This window comes from Pseudomonas sp. NFACC02, from assembly GCF_900110765.1.
Classification (GTDB): Bacteria; Pseudomonadota; Gammaproteobacteria; order Pseudomonadales; family Pseudomonadaceae; genus Aquipseudomonas.
The window spans coordinates 48,038-70,429 of the sequence record NZ_FOEO01000007.1; the positions used below are offsets into that span (position 1 = coordinate 48,038).

Annotated in this window: 19 protein-coding genes; 9 read left to right on the forward strand and 10 right to left on the reverse strand. The window is 59.0% G+C overall.

Going from position 1 to position 22,392, the window contains the following annotated elements; all coding sequences use genetic code 11:
- Positions 1 to 46 precede the first annotated feature (46 nt).
- Genes BMY73_RS08575 through BMY73_RS08590 form a run of 4 tightly spaced genes read left to right on the forward strand, consistent with a single transcriptional unit; the run spans position 47 to position 3,239 of the window.
- Positions 47 to 442, forward strand: coding sequence for a cupin domain-containing protein (locus BMY73_RS08575; RefSeq protein ID WP_092406427.1), 396 nt, complete (start codon positions 47 to 49; stop codon positions 440 to 442).
- On the forward strand, positions 439 to 1,206 hold the full coding sequence (locus tag BMY73_RS08580; protein ID WP_092406429.1) for an HpcH/HpaI aldolase family protein: 768 nt from the start codon (positions 439 to 441) through the stop codon (positions 1,204 to 1,206). Before BMY73_RS08575 ends, BMY73_RS08580 begins: the two co-directional genes overlap by 4 nt.
- Before the next feature lie 30 nt (positions 1,207 to 1,236).
- Positions 1,237 to 2,166, forward strand: coding sequence for a DUF6282 family protein (locus tag BMY73_RS08585; protein WP_062386738.1), 930 nt, complete (start codon positions 1,237 to 1,239; stop codon positions 2,164 to 2,166).
- A gap of 11 nt (positions 2,167 to 2,177) precedes the next feature.
- Positions 2,178 to 3,239 (forward strand): beta/alpha barrel domain-containing protein, encoded by a 1,062-nt coding sequence (locus tag BMY73_RS08590; RefSeq protein ID WP_092406431.1) that lies wholly within the window; start codon positions 2,178 to 2,180, stop codon positions 3,237 to 3,239.
- A 245-nt stretch (positions 3,240 to 3,484) separates the two neighbouring features.
- Here BMY73_RS08590 and BMY73_RS08595 read toward each other — a convergent pair whose 3' ends face one another.
- Positions 3,485 to 4,162, reverse strand: a complete 678-nt coding sequence (locus BMY73_RS08595) for an RraA family protein (protein ID WP_062386743.1) — start codon at positions 4,160 to 4,162, stop codon at positions 3,485 to 3,487.
- Positions 4,163 to 4,506: 344 nt separating this feature from the next.
- Between BMY73_RS08595 and BMY73_RS08600 the strand changes: the two genes are divergently transcribed.
- From BMY73_RS08600 to BMY73_RS08610, 3 genes are all read left to right on the forward strand, one after another.
- Positions 4,507 to 5,484: a hydroxyacid dehydrogenase gene (locus tag BMY73_RS08600; protein WP_092406600.1), complete on the forward strand. Its 978-nt coding sequence runs from the start codon at positions 4,507 to 4,509 to the stop codon at positions 5,482 to 5,484.
- A gap of 84 nt (positions 5,485 to 5,568) precedes the next feature.
- Positions 5,569 to 6,903, forward strand: a complete 1,335-nt coding sequence (locus BMY73_RS08605; protein ID WP_062386746.1) for an MFS transporter — start codon at positions 5,569 to 5,571, stop codon at positions 6,901 to 6,903.
- 214 nt (positions 6,904 to 7,117) lie between these two features.
- Positions 7,118 to 7,870: an IclR family transcriptional regulator gene (locus BMY73_RS08610; RefSeq protein ID WP_062386750.1), complete on the forward strand. Its 753-nt coding sequence runs from the start codon at positions 7,118 to 7,120 to the stop codon at positions 7,868 to 7,870.
- A gap of 64 nt (positions 7,871 to 7,934) precedes the next feature.
- On the opposite strand, the gene BMY73_RS08615 is transcribed toward BMY73_RS08610, so the two are convergent.
- The 6 genes from BMY73_RS08615 to BMY73_RS08640 form a co-directional block, all read right to left on the reverse strand.
- A complete protein-coding gene (locus BMY73_RS08615) occupies positions 7,935 to 9,293 on the reverse strand; it encodes an MFS transporter (protein ID WP_092406433.1) in 1,359 nt (452 codons plus the stop codon).
- A gap of 47 nt (positions 9,294 to 9,340) precedes the next feature.
- Entirely contained in the window at positions 9,341 to 10,261 is a 921-nt protein-coding gene (locus BMY73_RS08620; RefSeq protein ID WP_092406435.1) for an SMP-30/gluconolactonase/LRE family protein, read from the reverse strand.
- A 763-nt stretch (positions 10,262 to 11,024) separates the two neighbouring features.
- On the reverse strand, positions 11,025 to 12,131 hold the full coding sequence (locus BMY73_RS08625; protein ID WP_092406437.1) for a dihydrolipoamide acetyltransferase family protein: 1,107 nt from the start codon (positions 12,129 to 12,131) through the stop codon (positions 11,025 to 11,027).
- 18 nt (positions 12,132 to 12,149) lie between these two features.
- On the reverse strand, positions 12,150 to 13,151 hold the full coding sequence (locus BMY73_RS08630; RefSeq protein WP_092406439.1) for an alpha-ketoacid dehydrogenase subunit beta: 1,002 nt from the start codon (positions 13,149 to 13,151) through the stop codon (positions 12,150 to 12,152).
- Positions 13,141 to 14,241 (reverse strand): pyruvate dehydrogenase (acetyl-transferring) E1 component subunit alpha, encoded by a 1,101-nt coding sequence (pdhA, locus tag BMY73_RS08635; RefSeq protein ID WP_062386762.1) that lies wholly within the window; start codon positions 14,239 to 14,241, stop codon positions 13,141 to 13,143. The genes BMY73_RS08630 and pdhA overlap by 11 nt, the downstream gene beginning before the upstream one ends.
- A gap of 104 nt (positions 14,242 to 14,345) precedes the next feature.
- Positions 14,346 to 15,368 (reverse strand): Glu/Leu/Phe/Val dehydrogenase family protein, encoded by a 1,023-nt coding sequence (locus tag BMY73_RS08640; protein WP_092406441.1) that lies wholly within the window; start codon positions 15,366 to 15,368, stop codon positions 14,346 to 14,348.
- 207 nt (positions 15,369 to 15,575) lie between these two features.
- Here BMY73_RS08640 and BMY73_RS08645 point away from each other — a divergent pair, with 207 nt between their 5' ends.
- On the forward strand, positions 15,576 to 16,379 hold the full coding sequence (locus tag BMY73_RS08645) for a SirB1 family protein (RefSeq protein ID WP_092406443.1): 804 nt from the start codon (positions 15,576 to 15,578) through the stop codon (positions 16,377 to 16,379).
- Here the strand turns inward: BMY73_RS08645 and BMY73_RS08650 are convergent.
- Positions 16,376 to 19,819 carry a dermonecrotic toxin domain-containing protein gene (locus tag BMY73_RS08650; RefSeq protein ID WP_092406445.1) on the reverse strand — a complete coding sequence of 1,148 codons (3,444 nt, stop codon included), beginning with the start codon at positions 19,817 to 19,819 and terminating at the stop codon, positions 16,376 to 16,378. The genes BMY73_RS08645 and BMY73_RS08650 overlap by 4 nt on opposite strands.
- A gap of 414 nt (positions 19,820 to 20,233) precedes the next feature.
- On the opposite strand from BMY73_RS08650, the gene BMY73_RS27905 reads away from it, so the two are divergent.
- Entirely contained in the window at positions 20,234 to 20,629 is a 396-nt protein-coding gene (locus BMY73_RS27905) for a hypothetical protein (RefSeq protein WP_139214162.1), read from the forward strand.
- Positions 20,630 to 20,694: 65 nt separating this feature from the next.
- On the opposite strand, the gene BMY73_RS08655 is transcribed toward BMY73_RS27905, so the two are convergent.
- Positions 20,695 to 21,219, reverse strand: a complete 525-nt coding sequence (locus BMY73_RS08655) for a hypothetical protein (RefSeq protein ID WP_092406447.1) — start codon at positions 21,217 to 21,219, stop codon at positions 20,695 to 20,697.
- A 188-nt stretch (positions 21,220 to 21,407) separates the two neighbouring features.
- Positions 21,408 to 22,319, reverse strand: a complete 912-nt coding sequence (locus BMY73_RS08660; protein WP_062386776.1) for an SDR family oxidoreductase — start codon at positions 22,317 to 22,319, stop codon at positions 21,408 to 21,410.
- Positions 22,320 to 22,392 lie beyond the last annotated feature (73 nt).

Genomic DNA, 22,392 nt, shown 5'->3' on the forward strand with positions numbered 1-22,392 from the left:
TTACAGCGAAACACAATTCCTACAATAGAAACAAAAGGAAGCCCTGATGAGCCTAGCAAACGCATTGCTTCACAACTGGAATGACCTGCCACGGGAGACTGTCCGCAAAGGTGTGGAGCGCGTCGCATTCCGTGGCGACGATACGCTCTGTGTCATGAACTGGCTGACGCCGGGAATGGACACATTTCCCCACAGTCACACCTTCGAGCAACTCGTCATCATCGTGCAGGGACGGGTGCGCTTTCATCTTGGAGACGACGTCGTCGAGGGGGGGCCGGGCAGCATGATTCGCATCCCGCCTCACGTGGTGCACTACGCAGAGCCCGTCGGCGATGAAGTGGTGATGAACCTGGACGTGTTCTCGCCGATTCGTGATGACTATCGCCACCTGATCGAATACCAGGCTGCCGAGTTTGCGGACGCCGGGCAGAAGACGTCATGAGCCGCACGGATTTCGCAGCCAGGCTACGCGGCGGCGAGTCGTTGATCAGCACCTTCATCAAGACGCCGAGCCATGCCGTGGTCGAGATCGCAGGTGACTGCGGCCTCGACGCGGTGGTGCTGGATGCCGAACACGCGCCGTTCGACCAGGGCAGTCTCGACCGTGGCCTGCTGGCGTGCCGCGCCAGCCAGGTCGCCGGCCTCGTTCGCGTCGCCAACGACCATTCTTCCACCCTTTTGCAGGCGCTGGATCTGGGGGCCGACGGTCTGGTGCTGCCGCATATCGTGCACGCCGCCCAAGCCCGTCAGGTGTTGCAGGCCACCCGCTACCGCGGTGGCAACCGAGGTTTCTCCAACTCGCCGAGAGCCGGGGGCTATGGCCGCGCGAATCTGACCGACCACATGGCCGCCGAAGACGGACGTCACGCAATCATCGCGCAAATCGAAGACCGGGAAGCGCTGGACAATCTCGCGGCCATCGCCAACGTCGAACAGATCGACTGTTTGTTGGTGGGACGGGCCGATCTGAGCGTCTCGCTGGGCGTCAGCGCGCTGGATGACCCGCGCGTGGAGTCTGCGGTCAGTCGGGTGATCGATGCCGCACAACACGCCGGCAAGGCGGCCGGCATTTTTGTTTCCAACAGCGACGACCTGGCGCGCTTCAGTGCCATGGGCGTGCGCTTTTTCATTCTGGGCGCGGACCAGGCGGTGCTGCGCGCGGGCTGGACGCAACAGGTCCGTCACTTTCACGGCCTGGTCCGCTGAAGCCTGATCAAAACAACAAGAGGTCACACCATGAATGCCATCGTCAAACCTGCTACCGAAGACCGCAAAGCCCACATCGACAGCCTGATGCGCGGCGCCATCGACCTGCACTGCCACAGCGGCCCTTCGGTGATGCCACGCTACTGCGACCACGTCGAGGCCATGCGCGAAGCCAGCGAAGCGGGGCTCAAAGCCGTGCTGCTCAAGGATCACTACTACAGTTGCACGCCGGTCACGACGTTGCTGAACAAGCATTTCAGTGAACTCGACGTGCATATGCTTTCCGGCGTACCGCTGAACAACGCGGTTGGCGGTCTGAACGTTCACGCGGTCGAACACGGCCTGAAACTGGGCGCGAACCTGGTCTGGATGCCAACCTTTTCGTCGGCCAACCACATCGCACACCATCATCAGGACGCCAAGTTCACCGAGAAATTTCCGCAGACCACCCAGCGCATGCTGCAGCCGATCCCGCTGACCGTGCTCGATGACGACGGCCATTTGAAAGAAGAAGTCAAAGCGATCCTGGACCTGATTGCCGCCGAAGATGTCGTGCTCTCTGCCGGCCACCTGAACATCCGGGAGATCTGGCCGCTGTTCGAAGAAGCCCGTAAACGCGGGGTCAAACGCCTGCTCGTCAACCACCCGACCTATGTGGTCGATGCCACGCTCGACGACATGCGCCAACTGGCCAGCGAAGGTGTGTTCATGGAGCACTCCATGTGCATGTGGGTCCCGGGGTCCAAGTTCAAATTCTACGATGACCAATTTCTGCAACAGGTCATCGAAGCCGGGACGGTGGATCTGACCATCCTCGGTTCTGACCTTGGCCAACAGGGCAACCCAAGCATTGCCGAAGGCTTTCGCAACGTAATCGGCCAACTGCTGGACCTGGGTTACAGCGATGAAGACATTCGCAAGATGACCTCCGGCAACGCCTCACGCCTGATGAACCTGTGAGTGGACCGACCATGACGCGACTCACCACACCTATCGGCCGGCTGACGCTGAAAAACCCGGTCATCTGCGGCGCCGGGGAACAAACCATGACCCGCGAGGCCATTCGTGCCGCCCTGGCCACCGGGGTCGGCGCGGTAGTGGCCAAATCCACCAATGAATCCCAGGCTGCCAAGCAGCAACTGGACAAGACCGATTATGTGCTGCTGGATTCGAACTGGAGGCGCTTGCCGTGGGACTTCTCGCCGCCAGCCGATGCCAGCCTGTTCGGTCGTTCCGGGCTGGTTCAGCGCGAGTTTGCCGAATGGCTCGATGAACTGGCGACACTGGATATCGAAGCCCGCCAGCGAGACGCCTATGTCATTCCAAGCCTGATCCTCAGTGACCTTGAGCAATGCGCCGATTACGCCCGGCAGATCGAACAGGCGGGTTTGCGCGTCCTGGAGCTGAACATCGGCGCCCCCCACGGCGAAGAAGCGGCCAAGGGCGCCATCGTGCTGGAGCGGGGAGCGGCGCGAATCGAGGCGATTGTGTCGCGCATTCGCAAAGCCACTACCCTCCCCTTGTGGATCAAACTGACCGGACAAAGCGAGGACGTGGTCGGGCTGGCTCAGGCGGCACGTCGAGGTGGCGCGGACAGCGTGGTAATGATGGGCCGCTTCATGGGATTTTTGCCGGATCTGGACACCGGCCTGCCCATGCTGGGAACCAGTGCAGCGATTGGTGGCGGCTGGGCGCTGCCGCTGACCGCCCGGTGGTTGATGATGACCCGCAAGGCAATGGGCGACAACTACCCGCTGATCGCCACAAACGGCGCCCGTACTGGCCTGGATGTAGCCCGCTTCCTCCTGGCGGGGGCCTGCGCGACTGAGATGACGTCGGCGGTATTCGCCGGCGGCTACCCGGTCCTTTCACGCGCCGTACAAGATCTGGACGAGTATGTCGCCCGTCGCGGCCTGAGCGTTGAACAACTGCTGGGGAGCGCGGCCGATCAAGTACAGACCTATCAGCAACAGGCCGACCGTCCCGACTGGTGGAAACGCTTTGCCCCGGAGTGCCCAGGGTCTCCAGACTGAAGCGGCTAGGTGGGGAGATCATTGAAAGCTGGCGATTGATGTTGCCGTAAAAGAGGCCCCCGTCCGGGGGCCTCTGATCACACAACAACTGACCTGGATGCTGACTTGAAAGCAGCGTTGCGGAATTGCCCATACCAGGACATCAAACCGCCCGCACTAGCAGCCATCAGGCCTAACGCCACCGTCCCCGGGCTCTTCAACGTGTTCGTGGAGCCCCGGCAAATGGGCTGTAGAGCCCTCAAATCTCAAGCCGGAAATTCGCATCCCTTTTGCAGCAATGCTTTCATGACCCATGAGCGGTCATTCTCACCCTGCGCAATCTGCTCGAGCTGTTTCTGCTCCGCCGCATGCTTGGCGTGTGCGCGGTCGTACACTTCGGCAACCTGATCGAAAGGCACGCAGAGCAGACCGTCGCTGTCACCGATCACCAGGTCCCCCGGCTCGATGACCATGCCGTCGAGAGCGATCGGGACGTTCACCTCACCCGGTCCATCCTTATACGGGCCGCGATGCGTCACCCCGGCGGCAAACACAGGAAAATCACCCGCACCAATGGCGTCGGCGTCACGAATGGCGCCATTGATGACGATGCCTGCAACGCCCTTTTTGATCGCGTAGGCCACCATCATCTCGCCAATCAGCGCATTGCTCAGATCGCCGCCTGCGTCCACAACGATGACGTCGCCTGGCTGGGCGATATCGAGGGCGTGATGGAGCATCAGGTTATCGCCAGGACGCGCCTTGACCGTCAGCGCAGGCCCTGCCAGCACGCCCTTGCGGTGCATGGCGTGAAGTCGCGCGCCGCCGGCGGTCATGCGATTCATCGAATCACTGACGTTAGCGACAGGCACGGCGCGATAGCGTTCGACCCACTCGGCAGCAACCTTGCGCTCTTGCTTGAGCACCCTGAAACCAATGGACATGCGGCATTCCTCTTGTGTTTTTTTGTGTGCCGTCAGACATCTGAAACGTATTTAATGAAACGGCATTTCGAAATTAACACTGGTTTTTGAACGCAGCAAGTCTGCAAATGGGTTTCCTCCGACCAAAGGAAAAGTGACGAACGGGACAAAGCCCAATGAAATCCAGTTATTCATTCTTTTTCAAACGTTTACTTAACGCTCCGAAGGGTGCTCAGCCTGAGAAACCAAAACGCATCGAAATCATTTTTATTGCAACGCCATTTCATTATGGTAATTTCATTCGAAATCGTTGCCGTCACACGACCGCTCGAACCGCACTCAGACAAAAAAACCAAGGTGTGCACATGACCAGAACCCTCCTTCTGACCGGCCCCGAACTGACCGCCGAGGCGATGGCATACGCTGCCTCTCAGGGCATCAGAGTCATCCCGACCACCCCCTACGCCCCTGCTGATGAGTTGACCTCGATCATCTCGGCAGAACAGCCTGACGCAATCATCGTTCGTCAAGGCAAGCTGTCCCGCGAGATGATCAATGCGTCCGCCAAACTGACGATCATTGCCAAGCATGGGGTCGGCTACGACACCATCGACATCGCCGCCGCCGCTGATCGCAGCATTCCAGTGACCATCGCCCTGGGCGCCAATGCCCAATCGGTGGCCGAACATGCGTTCGCCCTGATGTTCAGCGTCGCCCGTCAGACCGCCCTGCTGGACGCGCGGATGCGCGAAGGTCATTGGGATAAAGCGACCTCCGTGGGTATGGAGTTGTCGGGCAAGACACTGGGACTGGTGGGATTGGGCTCGATTGGCCGCATCCTGATGGAGCTGGTCGCCCCTTTGCGCATGACCGTCAAGGTTTACGATCCCTATCTGCAGGAACTCCCCTCGGCGCCGAACGTTCATCTTGAGCGGGATTTTGAAGCACTGGTGGCGCAGAGCGACATCATCAGCCTGCACTGTCCGCTGACCGAACAGAACCGCAACCTGTTCGGTGAAGCGCAGTTCAACCGCATGCGCCCGGGCAGTATTCTGATCAACACCGCCCGAGGCGAGCTGATCGACACCGACGCGCTGGTTGAAGCGCTGAGCAGTCGCAAGATCGCCGGAGCCGGGCTGGACACCTTCAACCCTGAGCCGCCGCCGGCGGACTCGCCACTGTGGGGGCTGCCGACGCTGGTCGCGACACCCCATGTTGGCGCCAACACGGTCGAGGCGCGGGATCGCGTGGGCTTGCTGGCCGTGCAGCAGATCGTCAACTTCTGGAGCGGCACCGCGCCGGACCCTCGCGCAGTCGTCAATCGCCACCTCTTTCAGAGCTGATCGAGCCAGCACTGTCCGGAACTTCTCAATGAGCCCGGACCTTTACATCGATTCTCCAAAAAAAACAAAACGGGAGAGAACGCAATGCCTGTCAGTTCTATCGAGATCAGCGCCATCGAGCGCTCGACCATGCGTAAAGTCGCCTGGCGACTGTTGCCGTTCCTGATCATCTGCTACCTGCTGGCGATCATTGATCGCGGCAACATCGGCATGGCGTCGTTGCAGATGAACCACGACCTTGGCCTGACTCCGGCCATCTTCGGGCTCGCCAGCAGCCTGTTTTTTGTCTCCTACTTCTTCGTGGAGGTACCGAGCAACCTGGCCCTGCAGAAGTTCGGCGCGCGCCGCTGGATCGCCCGAATCATGATCACCTGGGGCCTGATTTCAGCCGGGACGGCGTTCGTGCAAGGCGCCAATTCGCTTTATGTAATGCGCTTTCTGCTGGGCGCCGCCGAAGCCGGTTTCTTCCCTGGGGTTCTGCTTTACCTCACCTACTGGCTGCCTGCAGCCTATCGAGGCCGAATGGTCGCCATCTTCATGGTGGCGATCCCGGCGGCGAACTTCATCGGCTCTCCCATTTCCGGCCTCTTGTTGAGCATGGACGGATGGATGGGCATGCGCGGCTGGCACTGGCTGTTCATCCTTGAAGGTATTCCCGCGACCCTGCTGGGGATTGCCTGCCTGTTCATCCTCACGGATCGTCCCGAACAAGCCCGCTGGCTCAGCCCGGAGCAACGCACCTGGCTGACCACACGCCTGGATGAAGAGCGCAGTCGCAAGACCCCAATCGGCCACATCTCGCTGTGGAAACTGCTGCGCCACAAACATATCTGGGTGCTGGCGCTGATTTACTCCGGCGCGTCGGCGGCGGGCAGCACCATGAGTGTCTGGGCACCTCAATTGCTCAAGACATTCGGGCTGAGCAATCTTGAAATCGGTCTGGTCAACGCCATCCCTTACGGGCTTGCATCGGTGCTGATGATTGTCTGGGGCCGCAGCTCCGACAAAACCGGCGAACGTCGCTGGCACACCGCTACAACCTTGCTGCTGATCACCGCAGGCTTGCTGCTGGCGCTGGTCACGTCTTCGCTCGTGGCCACGGTATGCCTGCTCTCGATGGTGCTGATCGGCGCGTACTCCATGAAGGGCCCCTTCTGGGCACTGGTTTCCTCCTGGCTGTCTTCGTCGACTGCCGCGGCAGGACTGGCGGCGATTGGCGCGCTGGCCAACCTGATCGGCGGCGGCATGATGGTGAACGTCTACGGCGCGATCCACAATGCCACCGGCAGCTACGCGATCGCGCTATTGCCGCTTGCAGCCCTCTGCGCGGCAGGCGGTGCGATGGTGCTGCTGATGGGGCGCAAACAGCGAGACACTTCCGATAACGCTGGCTTCAAACAGGAAGCTAACGCCCACTGATCGATGCAAGCGTGTGCTTACGCCGCTTTCGGGCCAGCCCCGCAAGCGGCGTTTTTTTTGCGCGTCGACTCTCCAGACCGCCCCGCTCTCCTCCCGGCCACGCCGCAAAAGGCTTGCACCTCAAGCGCTTGCCGATTGCCCCATCACGGCATTGGCAGTATTTTGCAGCGTATTCACGCATCACCCGATGCCCACAATTAAAAGGAGCAACCCAATGGTAAAAATCCGCCCGCGCCCGGCCGTCACCGGGGTCGCTTCGGCCGATCGGGTGCTGACCGTCCTGACCGCATTCAAAGTGGGCGATACCGCACTGGAACTGGCCGAGCTGGCCGAGCGCACCGGCTTGATCAAAAGCACGATCATGCGCCTGATGGTTTCGCTGGAAAACTATGGCCTGATCACCCGTATGGCCGATGGGCGTTACCAGCTGGCGACTGAAATCATGAGGCTGAACACCGTGTACCAGGACGGCCTCGATCTGGAACGACACATCACCCCGCTGCTCCACCGACTGACCCAGGAGACCGGTGAAACGGCCTCGTTCTACGTACGTCATGGCGCCTACAGAATGTGCCTCTACCGCGTGAACTCGCCTCATCATCTGCGCCTGCACCTGCAACCCGGCGACACCCGCCCAATGGATGGCGCAGCCGGAGCAGAGGCGCTGCGTACGCCTTATTCGCTCGCCGCGAAAATGATCAAGCCGATTTATTCGGTCGGCGCCACTGACCCCCACGCGTCTTCGATGGCGTTGCCGATATTCGGTCCGGGTGAAAACCTGATTGGTGCTCTGGTGCTGTCAGGACCTGCCAGCCGACTGACCGCCGAGCAGGCCCAGACACTTCATCCGCTTTTCCAGCAGGCAGCGCTGGAACTGACCCGCAGCCTGGGCGGTGACGCGCTGGCCGTTGAAAACGGCACCCCTATGGCGCAGACAGCCCGCAGCAAAAAAACCTCGAAGGCATAAAAAATGCCGTTGCCCAGATTCGCCGGGCAACGGCATTCACGTCATGTCATGATGTCCCGCGGCGCTAAGGCTGTGCAGATGCCGCCTTCAAGGGCCGCGATGGCAAGGGTTGCGGCTCACGCCGAGCGGGATCCCCGAGCATGAGCATGGTCAGCGCGCCAAGGATCAGCACCCCGGCCACAGCAAACAGCGGGCCGGTAAAGTTCTGACTCAGATCCTTGATGAAGCCGATCATGGAGGGGCCGGCGAATCCGCCCAGGTTACCGATCGATACGATCAGCGCCAGCCCGCCTGCCGCGGCGCGCCCTGTCAGAAAGGTCGAAGGGATCGCCCAGAAGGTCGCCTGGAACGACAGGATGCTGGCCACCGCCACACTCAGGCAGGTCACCTTCAAAAACGGTCCGCTGACAAAGCCGCTGACCACCAGCGCCAGCGCCGCCAGGCACAACGCACTGATGACATAGGGCATACGCTGCTTGCTTCGATTGGCCAACTTTGCCCAGAGCGTCATCGCACACGCACCGACGAGGTACGGAATCGCGGTGACAAATCCCACCGTCGCATTTTCCATCCCCAGGCCTTTGACGATCTGCGGTAACCAGATGCCAATTCCGACAGAACCGACAATGCAGCAAAAGTTGATGAACGCCAGCACAAACACCCGCTTGTCAGTCAGTGCACCGCGCAAGGTACTGCCATGGCGGCTGGCGATGTCGCTCTGCTCATGCGCAAGGCGCGCACCCAGCCATTGCTTTTCGCGTGGCGTCAGCCATTTGGCTTTGTCGGGCGAGTCCACAAGAACGAAGAGGCAGGCAATCCCCAGGATCACCGCAGGCAGCGCCTCGGTAATCAGCAGCAGTTGCCAGCTCTGAAGTCCCGCGACCCCGTGAATACCCAGCAACCATCCGGAAAACGGCGAGCCCAGAATATTGGCAACGGGAATCCCCAACAGAAATGCGGCGGTGGCCCGGGCACGCCATTTCCCCGGAAACCACATTGTGAAATACAAGTACACGCCGGGCGTGAAACCCGCTTCAGCGACACCCAGCAGAAACCGTGCGATACCGAAGCTGACCGGGCCAGTGGCGAACGCGGTCGCCATCGAAATCAATCCCCAGGTGATCATGATCCTGGCGATCCATACCCTGGCGCCGAAGCGCTGCATCAGCAGATTGCTGGGAATTTCAAAGATGAAGTAACCGAAGAAAAACAGCCCCGCCGCCCAGCCGAACATGGTGGCGGTCAGCCCCAGCTCTTTGTTCATCGTGATGGCTGCGAAACCGACGTTGGTGCGGTCCAGGTAGCTGATCACGTAGCAAAGGAAGATGAACGGCACAATGCGGCGCAGCACGCGCTTGAGCAGCAGTTCGCCCTCGGCATCGGTCAATGCGGGGCTCGTGTCTTGATTGGATTGCAAAGTCATGGCGTCGCTCTTTTGTAGTTGTTCATGAGCACGAGACAGACAACGCGTCAGGTGTGGGAATACATCTGCATGCCGGGCACCGGTACCTGAATCCGCAGAATGCTGCCGGTCTCGGACTCAGTCACATAGAGAAACCGGTTCTCTTCGCCGCCGAATGCCAGGTTGGTGTTACTGATACCCGCGCCTGAAACGATCCTCAGCAAGGGTTCGGCGACAGGGGACAACCGCCACACCGAGCCAAACCCGGTATGGGCAATATAAAGATTGCTTTGCTCATCCAGCGCCAAGCCGTCAGGGCCACCCAGGCCGCCATGGAGCTGGGCGAAGACCCCGACCTTTCCAGTGATCGATCCGTTGCCCAGCGGAATGCGCCAGATCTGTTGTGCTCGCGTGACCGCGATCAGCAGGTGATTGTGCCGAGGGTCGAAGACGATACCGTTAGGACTGGGAACGGTGTTGAGCAGGCAACTCAGCTGGCCATCGGCGCTGAGCTTGTAGACCCGCCCGCTGGCGTCTTGCAAGCCGGTCTGCCCCTGATCGGTGAAATACATGTCCCCGTTGGGAGCGAAAACCAGATCGTTGACGCCCTTGAATCCTTCCGAGCCCGCGCTTTCCAGCAACGGCGTCACCTCGCCGGACTCGGGGTCCAGCACAACGATCCCGCGCTTGTAGTCGGTGATGAAGATACGTCCGTCGCGGTGGATTTTCAGGCCGTTCGGCCAGCCATCGTAATCGGCCACCTGCTCCCAGTCGCCGTCTGCGCTGATCCGGAAAATCCGCCCGTTTGGGATATCGGTCACGTAGAGACGCCCATCGCGATCGAATGACGGCCCCTCAAGAAAGGAGTCGATTTCCTTTCCCTGCCGATTGGCATTCGCCCAGGCCGTCTTTTTTTTCGACCGAAACCGGTCTGGCAGACGGGTAAAAACCTCAGCCGTGACGGAGGGAGGCGGCGCGAAAAAGCCCATACGAAAACCTCGGATTCTGTTGTTTTTGAAATACCGTTTCGTTAACGCTAACTTTTGCGCTCTTCCTCGTCAACGCCAAACCTTGCCGTTAATCGATAAAGCACAGATTTTTTGCCGACCACAGGCAGTCGAAGGCACTCAACCAATACTATTTATGGAATATCGTTTCATTAATTTCGAAAACGAAACCTGCGGGAGGCGGTTTGCTGGCGAAGGCGGTGGGTCAGCAACATCCACAGTGACTGACACACCGCAGACCTGTGGGAGTGAGCTTGCTCTGGGCGGCATTCCGACGAAGGCGTCAGGTCAGCACCGTCAACAATAAATGACCCACCGCTTTCGCGGCCCTCGTAACCTCGGACGGCTCCTACAGAGTTCGCATCGTTCCGAAGGCTTGAACACGATGCCAATAACGTAGGAGCCGGCTTGCTGGCGAATGCGGTGGGTCAGCAACATCCACAGTAATTGACACACCGCAGACCTGCGGGAGTGAGCTTGCTCTGGGCGGCATTCCGACGAAGGCGTCAGGTCAGCACCATCAACAATAAATGACCCACCGCATTCGCGGCCCTCGTAACCTCGGACGGCTCCTACAGGGTTCGCGTCGTTCCAAAGACATGAACACGACGCGAATACTGTAGGAGCCGGCTTGCTGGCGAATGCGGTGGGCCAGCAACATCCACAGTGACTGACACCACGGGTTTGGGACCCACAGAATCTCCCCCGCCTTCAGGCCAGAACAGAATTGTGCGTCGCCTTGTGGCTACTCCGGTTTTTCCAGCGCCTCCACCAATACCTTGAAAAACCGCGCGGCCTCTCCTCCGGTCACTGCGCGGTGATCAAAGGTGAGTGACAGCGGCAGGATCGGGTGAATCACCACATGCCCATCCACAGCCACTGGCTCTTCGCGAATGCCGCCCGCGCCGATGATCGCCACTTGCGGCGGCACGACGACGGGATTGGCGTAGCGGCCGAACAACGTGCCAAAGTTAGACAGGGTGATCGTGGCGCCCATCATTTCCCGTGGCGGAATCGAGCGCGCCTTGACGTCAGCCCGCAGGTGATTCATGCCCTCTTTCAGGTCCGCTGACTGACGATTGCCGACGTCGCGCAGCACCGGCACGAACAAGCCGTCTGGCGTGTCCACGGCAATCCCAAGGTCGAGGGTATCGTGATGCTTGATCGACAGCGACTTGCCGTCGAACCAGCTGTTCAGGACCGGCTCGACCTTGCACGCCACCGCCATCGCCTTGCCGATACGAATCAATGGATCGCGCGCTGAACCCCAGCGATGCAGATCGGCGTCACCGAAAATCGTCACTGGGACCACTTCAGCGTGGGACCTGGCCATGTTCAACGCCATGCTGCGCCGGACGCCGCGCAGCTTTTCCCCGCCAAACCTGTCTCGTTCCGCCTGGGAGGCATTTTCCACATCGGCGCGGGTAATCAGGCCATCACTGCCCGAACCGCTCAGCGCATTCAGGTCAACACCCAATTGCCGCGCCAGTTGACGGACCGCCGGTGTCGCGCGGGTCGACATGTGCTCTCGGGTCGACGGCGCAGCGCCGACGTAGAACTGATCGTCGTGGCTGTCTCCCCCGCCCTCCAGACGGCCAACGACCGTGCCCGCATCGCCCTCGCCCTCGAACGCCATCAGCGGCTCACCGACGTGCAAGATGTCGCCGTCGCCGCCATAGACCTTCGCCACTACACCGTCATACGGCGCGGGGATATCGACGATGGCCTTGGCCGTTTCGACCGACACCACAAGCTGATCGGCTTTGACCGTATCCCCTGCCTTGACGTGCCACTCGACGATTTCCGCTTCCTGCAAACCTTCGCCCAGATCGGGCAGTTTGAAATATTTCATCGCAAGCCTCCTCGGCCGTCAGGCGAAATTCAGGGCGCTGTCGCAGGCGTGAAGAATGTCTTCGACGCTCGGGATGTACAGTTGCTCCAACCGGTACAGCGGCGGCGGAATGTCCGGCGCGGTAACCCGTTGAATGGGCGCCTGCAAGTCCAACAGGACGCGCTCATAAAGGCTGGCGGCAATTTCCCCGCCTAGCCCACCCGAGCGAGGCGCTTCATGGACGATCACGCAGCGCCCGGTCTTGCGCACCGACGCTTCCAGCGTGTCGAGGTCTAGCGGCTTGACGCATGCGACGTCGATCACCTCCGCAGAAACACCCTGTTCGGCCAGGGCATTTGCAGCCTGGAGGGTTTCGTGGACGCTCGCACCCCAACTGACGAGGGTGATGTCGCTGCCTTCACGCAGCGTGAAACAGGTGTCCAGCGGCAGGCGCTTGCCATCGTTCACCAGCGTTTGTGGACTCATGCGGTAGAGCCTGGTGGGCTCCAGAAAAATCACCGGATCAGGATCGTCGATGGCCGAAAGCAGCAATCCATAGGCTCGGGCAGGCGAGGACGGGATCACAACACGCAAGCCCGGCACATGGGCGAATATCGCCTCGGTGCTTTCGCTGTGATGCTCCGGCGCGCGAATCCCTGCGCCCATCGGAGAGCGCAGAACCATGGGGCAACTCAACCGACCGCGGGTGCGATTGCGCATACGCGCCGCATGGGAAACCAGGTGCTCCATTGCGGCGTAGATGAAGCCCATGAACTGAATCTCGACCACTGGTTTCAAGCCCTGCGCGGCCATGCCGACGACCAGTCCGCCGAGCATGGTTTCAGCCAGCGGCGAATCGATCACGCGCTTGAAGCCGAAGGCGTCGCGCAGCCCTTGTGTCGCCCGGAACACGCCACCGTTGACGCCAACGTCTTCGCCCAGCACCACGACGTTTTCGTCTTCGCTCATGGCCCGGTGCATCGCCAGATTGACGGCTTCCAGCAAGCTCAGTTTTTTGTCTGTGAACAGATCATTCGCCATGACCGGCACCTCCATTGCGACGCGCCACGCGCTCAAGGAACCACTCACGCTGATCGGCCAACGGCGCGGGCCACTTCGCGTACACGTGGTCGATCACCGATTCCGGCGCCTGATTGCCTGCACGCTCGAAGTTATCCACAGACTGCTGAACCAAGCCCTGGCATTCGGCGATGAGTGCCTGTTCACGCCCCTCGTCCCAAACGCCCTGACTGGCCATGAACGATTGCAGCCGTTTGATCGGCTCTTCCTGCCACGCCTGTTTCACTTCCTCAGCCGCTCGATAGCGCGTGGCATCGTCGGCGGTGGTGTGGTCGCCCAAGCGATAACTCAGGCACTCCAGCAGCACCGGCCCCTTGCCCTTGCGTGCGCGCTCCAGCGCAACCTGCATCCGGTCGTAAACGGCGAGGATGTCGTTGCCGTCCACCTGCTCGCCATGGAACCCGGCACCGATGGCCTTTTGCGCGAGCGTCGGCGCGCCGCACTGGATACGTCGGGGCACGGAGATCGCCCACTGGTTGTTGTTGATCACGAACACCACCGGCAATTGCCAGGCACCGGCCACGTTCAAGGCTTCGAGAAAGTCGCCCTTACTGGTGGCGCCATCGCCGCAGGTGGTCACCGCCACCCGATGCTCGCCGCGAATCTTGAAGGCGCTGGCGACGCCACAGGCATGCAGCGACTGAGTCGCTATCGGGACGCAGAGAGGGAAGTCTTGTGCCACGGCAGGTTCAGCGTAATCACTGCCACGCTCGTCGCCGCCCCAATACAGCAGGATTTCTTCCATGCGCACGCCGCGCATCAACTGCACAGCCGTGTCACGGTAATACGGAATCAACACGTCTTCGGGGTGCATCAGACTGCCAATGGCAACGCCGATGGCTTCCTGACCCAACGTCGGGGCGTACGTACCGATGCGTCCGGTGCGCTGCAACGCGACGGCCTTCTGATCGAAGAGCCGGGTCAGCACCATGTGGCGATAGAGACGAGTAAGCAGGTTGAAGTCATCGGCCCAAGGGGGAAGTGCTCCGGTCAGACGACCGTCGGGGGACAGATAACGGGTGTACGCAAGATCGATCTTGTTATTGGACATTGCACACTCCTGAGCACGCGGCGACGCCTGAGCGACGCACGCGTGATGGTCACCACTCGCCACTTGTGGTCGCGAGTTTGGATCGACAGACGCCGGTGGGGCGCCTAGTCGATGTTCAACAGGCGTTCTGCCAATGCATCGGCAACCCGCGCGGGTGAGCGCTTCTCGGCCTGGGCATGGGCAAATACTTCAGTCAGCCGTGTTCCTATCTGAGACAGATGTGCGGTGATGGTGTTCTGGTTTTCCCCTTGATGCTGCAGCGCCATGTAAATCAATCCACCGGAGTTGATCACGTAATCAGGTGCGTAGAGGATGCCGCGAGACTCGAGCTGGTCAGCAATGGCCGGGCAGCTCAGTTGATTGTTGGCGCCCCCGGCCACGGCGGCGCACCGCAGTTTGGTCACACTGTGGCTGTTGAGCACCCCGCCCAGCCCACACGGAGCGAGTATGTCGCAAGGCGTACTGAGCAGCGCATCGCTGGAGACGGGCTTGGCGCCCATCTGCTCCATCGCCAACTGCACCTTGCCGCTGTCCAGATCCGCAACCAGCAACTCGGCCCCCGCCGCGTGCAACTGCTCTGCCAACGCATAACCGACGTGGCCCAGCCCTTGAATCGCCACCCGCAGCCCTTCCAGGTTGTCGCTGCCTAGCCGTGCCATCGCGGTCGTGCGGATACCGGCGTACAAACCCATGGCGGTATACGCCGACGGATCGCCCGATTCTGTGGTGCTGGTGACGTGCTGGGTGTATTGAGCGATGCAGTCCATGTCTTCGCTGGACGTGCCGCTGTCCATCGCCGTGATGTAGCGACCATCCAGCGTCTGGATGAACCGCCCGAAGGCTTCGAACAAGGCCGCGCGATCGGGTACATGGGCGGGCCGTAAAATGACGGCCGTCCCGCCGCCCAGCGACAAGCCAGCCATCACCGCCTTGTAACTCATGTTCCTTGCCAATTGAATCGCGTCTTCGATAGCACTCTCTTCGTTTGGATAGGAAAGGTAGCGACAGCCGCCCAGCGCCGGCCCCTTCCGACTGCTATGGATCGCGACCACGGCTTTCAGGCAAGTGTGCGGGTCAACGATCATGTGCAGCGATTGAACGCGTGAACTTTGCATGAGAGCGAACATCGGCAGTGCTCCCGTTTTTTTGTATTGCGAGTATAGGCGCTGATAAAAAAAACGGGGGCGGTCCTCCGTCATATCCAGACGGTCTGTCGGCAGTGACCGGTGAGAATGCCCGCGCCCACAATCGGCACTGGACGAAGCGCGTGGCCAGGGCTACAACGGAGCCTTCAGCACCGTTTTTTCAGACGCCTGATCCGATTGGAGAAGTCGATGAATCCACGCCAACACTGCCTTGATTGCCTGCAGCGCACGCCCCCGTCGACGTTCGACGCAGCGCTGTGGATAGCGGTCGAGCACGACCCGCAGGCCGACCCGCAACAGACCCATGAGCGGATGGGGCAACTGCAACGCCGTGTCAGCGCCGCTCTGCCTTTATTGCCAGCGGCGGAGCTGGCCCAGCCACTGCTGCGGAACATGGCGACGATCGGCTTTCAGCAAGACGATGTTGCCCAGCCCAGACCTCAGGTCGCTTTGCTGCCTAAGGTGGTGGAGCGTCGGCGGGGTCAGCCATTGGCTCTGGCGATGGTTGCACTGGAGTTGGCGAGGCGTCTGGAGATTCCGCTGGAAGGTGTGAATTTCCCCGGCCATTTTCTGCTGCGCGTGCCGGGCGCCGACCACACGCTGGACCCGTGCGACGGCCGAAGGCTTTACCCCAGGGATTGCCGGGAGCTGCTCTTGCGCCAGTTCGGTCCCAGCATGCCGCTGCTGGCCGAACACATGCGCACGGCCACGGCCCAAGCCATGCTTCAGCGGTTGTCCCGCAACCTGCGTCACTTGCACCAGATCAACGATGATCTGCTGTCGTCATTGAAAGATGCGACGCGGGTCATGGAACTGGGTCCAGGCAACACCAGTGACTACCTCGCCCGTGCCAGCCTCTACCAGGCGCTCGAATGCCCGCAGGCCGAACGTTTCGACCTGGAGCATGCGTTGATGTTGAGTGACGATCCTGTGCAGCGCATCCGGTTGACCCAACGGTTAGTGCAACTCCCGTCGGGTCAAGCCATTCATTAGGCAGGTAACCGGTAAGCGACACCCAGATCGTATTTTTTCCACGCCCAGCGACCGGCCTTGGTTGCAAGCTTGATGGTCAACCCATCCACTCCTTTAATCAGATCCTTGGCGCCTCCGCCGCCAAGAACGAGGCCTACCGCACCCTCAATAAACAGCGGAAGCGCAGCCGCGCGGTCACCCGATTCATAGGCGTCAACTGCCTCTACAATAGTAAGCGAGGCCATCATCAATCCCCACGGCACATTCAAGCCAGGGAAGGGGATAAACACAATGGTGCCCGTCCATCTGATAATCGTATACGCCAGCGCGAATCGTTTTTCCGCCACGCTTTCTGTCTGGCTGTCCACGTCTGCGATCATGCGCTCGAACATTTCACCGTAGAGCTGTTCAATGTTAGTTATCCGGTTTTCCGGCCGATTATGAATCCTGATGAAGTCTGGGTCGTACTTGCTGCCTCGGACGAACTCATCAAGGAAAATGCGCACTCGCTTCTCCCCGACATGTGATACACGGGATGCGAAATAGCGTTGCATCTTCTCAGAACTCAACAATTGGGCGTAATCGGACAGCGGTCGAAAATCAAGGCCGTCAGGTGCCCCAGGTGTATACAACAAGTTGTAATCCGGGTCCTGACGGTTGAAATCCCTGAATATATAAACGCCTTCAATCGTCTGATTAGCGATTTTGAACACCGACACCGCTGTATGCTCCACGGCGGCCACGACGGGTGCGTCCACCGACAGGCCGTCGATTGCCTGACGCAACCAGGTGTACTGAGCCAGACTCAGATGACGTTGTTGAAACGTTAATAACGCTCCTCGGCTCATCTCGCACTGGATACGTCTTGCGATCAATGCCTTGCGACGTTTATGAAGCGGGTGCTGCCGGCCCAGGAATTCATCCGTCAGGTATTTCATATAACGCGCGGCGAGATCCGCTTCGCGAACCTGCTTATCCAGGAAGCTGATGAGATTAACAGGCAAAGCCTTCACGTCCGTTCCAGCCGATGAATACAAATGAATCAGCGGGCTGTAGCTTTTAATGTCCTCACTGCCGTACATCATCAGTTCCGTCAGCGATCGCAATTCACTGTTTTTGCCGAAATCGGGCGTTTCGGTAAACGGAATACCAAGCGCCAGATACAGCGTGTCAGGGTCGATATGCCCCGGGTATCCCACGCTTTGCAGATACTCGTTAAGCAGCCTGCTCGTCTCCTTATGAATGTAATCGCGCAGCGTCATCATTTCCGGGCTGAGCTTGGCGAAGACGTTATTCAACGCGGTGATCTGGACATTCAGCATGGCGAGAACCGAGGCATTGGCAGACGACGGTAAGTCCGCGGCCGGTCGAGCTTCTCCGTTGAAGAAAGGAAAGCGGCCCAATGCTTTTTGGCGAACAAGACTGGAGAGGTTACCTTCGAAATTTTGCCCAGTGCAGCTCACCAGGCGACAACTGTCGGGTGTCCAGAGAGCAGCATTGAGTTGCGCCTCGTTCAGAAACGCAATCGCTCCAGCCTTGGAAGGGCCGAACAACTGGCCATGAAGATAGTTACGACCCGCCTCGTCAGCCAGCCACCCACCAATGTGAAAGCTCAACTGGCGCCATGAGCCAAATTCGAAAAAGTCACGTCCACCCGGAGCACCGGGGGCATACAGTACATAGTGCTCGTCAGTGTGCGTTCGCTCCTTGATGACTATCACATCCCTGAGCCGGGAATCAGTCGCCGTCAGGTGCAAGCTGCCCATCGTGTGCACGGTGCCTGCAGGAGCCTTGTCACCACGGATCAAGTGAACAAGATCATGACTGCGCTCCTGCAGTAAATGTCCCTGCATCTTCGCCGCGTGGGCGCCAAGCGCAATTGCACTGTCGCGATGATGCGTCATGGCACGCAGCACGCTTTCGTCATTCAAGCGTTGTTCCAGGGCCTTCTCATAGCGAACGTGAAGATTCAGCGTATCGAGCATTTGCTTGACGAACGCCCCGGAAAAATCGGCATGCAGCTGATCGGGTGACGGGGAGAACCTCATTCTTGAGGCAGCAATCGATACCCCCTTAACCGCGAACTCCAGCAGCGAGTATTCGTAAACAGTGTTCAGGGCGTCATCCAGCCTCAGCTCAATAGTGTCATGCACATGGATCCGGACACGACTCGGATCGATCACCCGACCTAAATGCTGGCGCATGTACTGAGTCATTTCTGAATAAGCGAATGTCTCAAGGGAGTGAAGATGACCTAAGAGTGCATCCACTGCCTTTTTACGATCATCGTGAGCCTGTTCCAGACGAAGCAGATGCGCTTTCTGTTCGGCGTCGCCGTACTTGCGCCAATCGGGTTCTGCCATCTCGCTCAGCCTGGCCATCCATGAGTTGAAACGTTGACCCATACCTTCGTCGAGATGGGCACACACCTGCACGCTCTGCAATTGCGTGTAGAACGCGTTACGGTCAGTGGGCTCACCGTCCCGCGCCAGCAGGAACTGGCAATCGTGCGTCTGTTTATGCCGCACCTGGTGCACATGGGTTTGAATGAGGGGATCGTTCAGGCGCTCGAACGTCCACGCGTCCGGGTCGACCGTGCCCTGCTCCCCAAGCTGCGTCAGATCGCGGATCAGGAGTGAATCCTTCAGTGAACCCGCGAGCTTGCTGCTGAGGCCTTCTCGCAACAACGCCACGGACTCAAAGCGCTCAATACCGCGAGCAGGCATGACCAGGAAAACCACGCCTGAAGGTTGCCCGTCATTCTCCACGGACTCGCTCACGACGTAGGCTGAAGGCACAGTCTTGCGCGAACCATCGGCGGCGGTCCATTCAAGACCAAATACACCGTCGGTCGAATGGCCCTCAATCACGCGTGAAAGCCGTTTTTGCTCTTGCGTGGACATTAGCTGCGCAAAACCACACAACGCCAACTCGGTGTCCAGCGCGGCACCCTGCTGCTGGATGAGCTCGTCAACCGTCGTAACAGCGGACTCCAGGTGGTCAGAGGTGACAACGGGCTTTTGCCACAATCCCTCGAGGTGCGCCTGATAGGTCTCGGACAATGTGCCTGAAAACCGCACCACAGCCTCTCTCAACTCCTGATTTTGCCCATCAGAAAGCGCGTGCTCCGCGTCAAGCGAATCGTGTCGAGTGAAGAACGCGGCGCCGGCCTCCTCCATCACTGAATCCCCGTGACGCATGACGTCTACGAGCAAATCGGGCATCGCAATCGAGACAATCTGCTGATCGCCATCGGGGCGGTTGAAGAAAAGGGCGTCTGGACTGCAAACCTTCAGATTGATCGCCCGGACAGTGGAGATGAGCAGGTTCGACGCGACTTCTCGCAACGTCAGGTTCTTAGCCATCAGCTCACTGGAGCGCGCACAGGCCTCGGTCAGGTCTGCGAAGTGCTGCGCAATGTTTTCAGGAAGCCCGGCGGATTGGGTGGATGTATCGTTCATCGGTGTAGCTCCAAGGTAGGTTGCTCGTCTCCCTCCCGGCATCCAGCCGAGCGGGAAGACAGACGAACAACGAAAATGAGCCCCTATGAAACGTCAGACACACCACGCTCGTTGAATAATTATTTATCGTGCGAAATTTTATGAACGACGTGACGTGTAGGAAAACGCCAAGGGGAATCTCCTTGTTCCGAGAGAGCGGTTACTTGCTCTATCAGAACGAGTAACGGCACCCTAAAATCTGCAAATTTGTTTTAGCATGACTTTAACGCCATCTCGGAAACTTCCTACAAGACAAATAGCTACAGCCCTACACATGCATCATTGGTTATATGTTTAAACGTTAGTCATCGAAGCAAAACGGGATCCGATGCCCGCGCAACGATGAATAACACCAATGACTAACGGAGTTTCACCATGAACAAGAATAAAATAGCAGCGATAATTTTGGCACTCGGACTGGGCCAACTGGCGGGTACGGTCATGGCAGAGCCGGCCGTGAACCTTAACTTCTGCACTAAACTTTCAGGGACAATTACAGTCGGGACAGTGGGAGCCCGACAAGAGAAGGTTATCTATGGACCCTATACAGTCAGGTGCGGGACGACCGCGCATCACTTTCAGGTCAGCGGTGCGTCAGGGCAATTGCCAGTAAAAGTGCAAAAACTGACAAACGGCAGCTGGGTTTCGGTCACGTCGCCCACTTATGATCCATCGGGACGCTATGGCGCGGGAACGTTTCGTCTCGTGCTGGATAATCTGGGAAACGGCCAATCAGTGAGCTACCGAGGAAGCTATAGCGTTCCAATGTAAGCCCCAAGCATGAAACGCTTGAGTCTGTACCTTGCGACAGACTCAAGTGATAGTGACTAACCGATCTAGACACGAATATTCACTAGAGAAGGAATTTTTGGCGCGTTCCCAAAGCGTTCAAGTGCCATCAAAACCGACGTTGCAGTATTTAAATCGACCAGCGCACTTTTCGCATAGTCATTACCCGAGGAGATGTGCTTCTTCAGAAAATCCAGATTTTTTTGTATAAATGCATAGGCATCGACCGTTTCGTTCGTCTCGATCTCATTACCTTGACTGTCGAACTCAACGTTAATACTCGACACTGCACCAATTAGATCATTGTCGATCAGGCCTAAATCCGCCAACATGACGCCCAGACTTCTCAGTTCCTTCACGGTCGTGTGCCTGGGGTCAAACCCCCTTAAATCAATATTCAACCCTTGTAGCTTTTTCACATCGGGAATGGACTCGTCCGCCCAGTACTGACGAACCCGCTGCTTCACCGCCTCTTCCTGTGGACTCAGCCCCGACTTCACTTCAAACCGCTTGTCTGGAACGCATACATACGCTTTCAGCCGCTGATCCACCTTGCTCAAATTCCCGATCATGTTACCTCCTGAAATGAATCGTGATGTTCAGGGCTGTCGGGTCTATTGCTGGCAAGTTGAGCGATGAAGGATGAAGACGGGATCATTGCCTTTTTTAGAGAGCAGTCCTACAACTGCCCGAATAATCCTCCTACAAAAAAGCCAATCCGATCGCTCGAACTGGCCACTATCAACAACTCGAAGACTTATCAGCCGCCAAACCGCTGCAGGTTCGCCATCATCTCTTTCAACGCTTCTACGTTGTCCGCCGGATGCGCTGCATCTGTAAAATCGCCGATCACGCTCCATTGCGCGGCAACGTCCTCCGGGGTGAAGCCGGCTCGCGGGTCGAAACCGGCGCCGAGGCTGCGCTCCCAGCGCACTTTACCGACCCAGCCGCCGCCGACTTCGTAGAGGCCGGCGCTGTCCTGACATTGTTCGCTGCCCAGATACACCACCAACGGGCTGACCAGCTCAGGTTTGAGCAATTCGAAGACGCTGGCCGGAATCAGGCCTTCGGTCATACGTGTACCACCGGTGGGTGCGATGGCGTTGACCAGGATGTTGTTCTTGCGGCCCTCAAGGGCCAGCGTACGGGTCAGGCCGTAAAGCCCCAACTTGGCCATGCCGTAATTGGACTGACCGAAGTTGCCATAGATGCCGGAGGTTGAAGACGTGAAAATCACGCGTCCATAGTTTTGTTCCCGAAGGTGCGGCCACGCGGCGCGGGTCACCTTATAGGCGCCCTCGACATGAACGCGGTAAACCAGGTCCCAATCGGCATCTTCCATCTTGGCAAAACTCTTGTCGCGCAGGATGCCGGCGTTGTTGACCACGACATCGATTCGCCCAAACGCATCCAGCGCGTTCTGCACAATCTTGTCGCCATCGGTGACTGAGTCATGGTTAGCAACGGCCTGACCGCCACTTTCACGGATTTCCGCCACCACACGATCAGCTGCCGACGCGTTGGCGCCCTCTCCATGCGCCGAGCCGCCCAGGTCATTGACGACGACGCGTGCGCCGTGACGGGCGAACAACAATGCATGGGCGCGTCCCAGACCTCCGCCCGCCCCCGTGACGATCACCACTTTGTCTTCAAAACGTACGGATTCACTCATGCCGCTCTCCCCCGAGGATGGTGTGCGTTCTTGCGCCTGGGCATCAGGCCCGTTCTGGTTTGGCAGAAAGATC

Excerpts from the sequence above, each read along its gene's own strand:
- pdhA (WP_062386762.1), bottom strand. The coding sequence starts at position 14,241 with ATGTCCAATAACAAGATCGATCTTGCGTACACCCGTTATCTGTCCCCC.
- BMY73_RS08600 (WP_092406600.1), top strand. The coding sequence starts at position 4,507 with ATGACCAGAACCCTCCTTCTGACCGGCCCCGAACTGACCGCCGAGGCG.
- BMY73_RS08585 (WP_062386738.1), top strand. The coding sequence starts at position 1,237 with ATGAATGCCATCGTCAAACCTGCTACCGAAGACCGCAAAGCCCACATC.
- BMY73_RS08615 (WP_092406433.1), bottom strand. The coding sequence starts at position 9,293 with ATGACTTTGCAATCCAATCAAGACACGAGCCCCGCATTGACCGATGCC.
- BMY73_RS08605 (WP_062386746.1), top strand. The coding sequence starts at position 5,569 with ATGCCTGTCAGTTCTATCGAGATCAGCGCCATCGAGCGCTCGACCATG.
- BMY73_RS08590 (WP_092406431.1), top strand. The coding sequence starts at position 2,178 with ATGACGCGACTCACCACACCTATCGGCCGGCTGACGCTGAAAAACCCG.
- BMY73_RS08595 (WP_062386743.1), bottom strand. The coding sequence starts at position 4,162 with ATGTCCATTGGTTTCAGGGTGCTCAAGCAAGAGCGCAAGGTTGCTGCC.
- BMY73_RS08650 (WP_092406445.1), bottom strand. The coding sequence starts at position 19,819 with ATGAACGATACATCCACCCAATCCGCCGGGCTTCCTGAAAACATTGCG.
- BMY73_RS08640 (WP_092406441.1), bottom strand. The coding sequence starts at position 15,368 with ATGTTCGCTCTCATGCAAAGTTCACGCGTTCAATCGCTGCACATGATC.
- BMY73_RS08575 (WP_092406427.1), top strand. The coding sequence starts at position 47 with ATGAGCCTAGCAAACGCATTGCTTCACAACTGGAATGACCTGCCACGG.
- BMY73_RS08580 (WP_092406429.1), top strand. The coding sequence starts at position 439 with ATGAGCCGCACGGATTTCGCAGCCAGGCTACGCGGCGGCGAGTCGTTG.
- BMY73_RS08655 (WP_092406447.1), bottom strand. The coding sequence starts at position 21,219 with ATGATCGGGAATTTGAGCAAGGTGGATCAGCGGCTGAAAGCGTATGTA.
- BMY73_RS08625 (WP_092406437.1), bottom strand. The coding sequence starts at position 12,131 with ATGAAATATTTCAAACTGCCCGATCTGGGCGAAGGTTTGCAGGAAGCG.
- BMY73_RS08660 (WP_062386776.1), bottom strand. The coding sequence starts at position 22,319 with ATGAGTGAATCCGTACGTTTTGAAGACAAAGTGGTGATCGTCACGGGG.
- BMY73_RS08620 (WP_092406435.1), bottom strand. The coding sequence starts at position 10,261 with ATGGGCTTTTTCGCGCCGCCTCCCTCCGTCACGGCTGAGGTTTTTACC.
- BMY73_RS08610 (WP_062386750.1), top strand. The coding sequence starts at position 7,118 with ATGGTAAAAATCCGCCCGCGCCCGGCCGTCACCGGGGTCGCTTCGGCC.
- BMY73_RS27905 (WP_139214162.1), top strand. The coding sequence starts at position 20,234 with ATGAACAAGAATAAAATAGCAGCGATAATTTTGGCACTCGGACTGGGC.
- BMY73_RS08645 (WP_092406443.1), top strand. The coding sequence starts at position 15,576 with ATGAATCCACGCCAACACTGCCTTGATTGCCTGCAGCGCACGCCCCCG.
- BMY73_RS08630 (WP_092406439.1), bottom strand. The coding sequence starts at position 13,151 with ATGGCGAATGATCTGTTCACAGACAAAAAACTGAGCTTGCTGGAAGCC.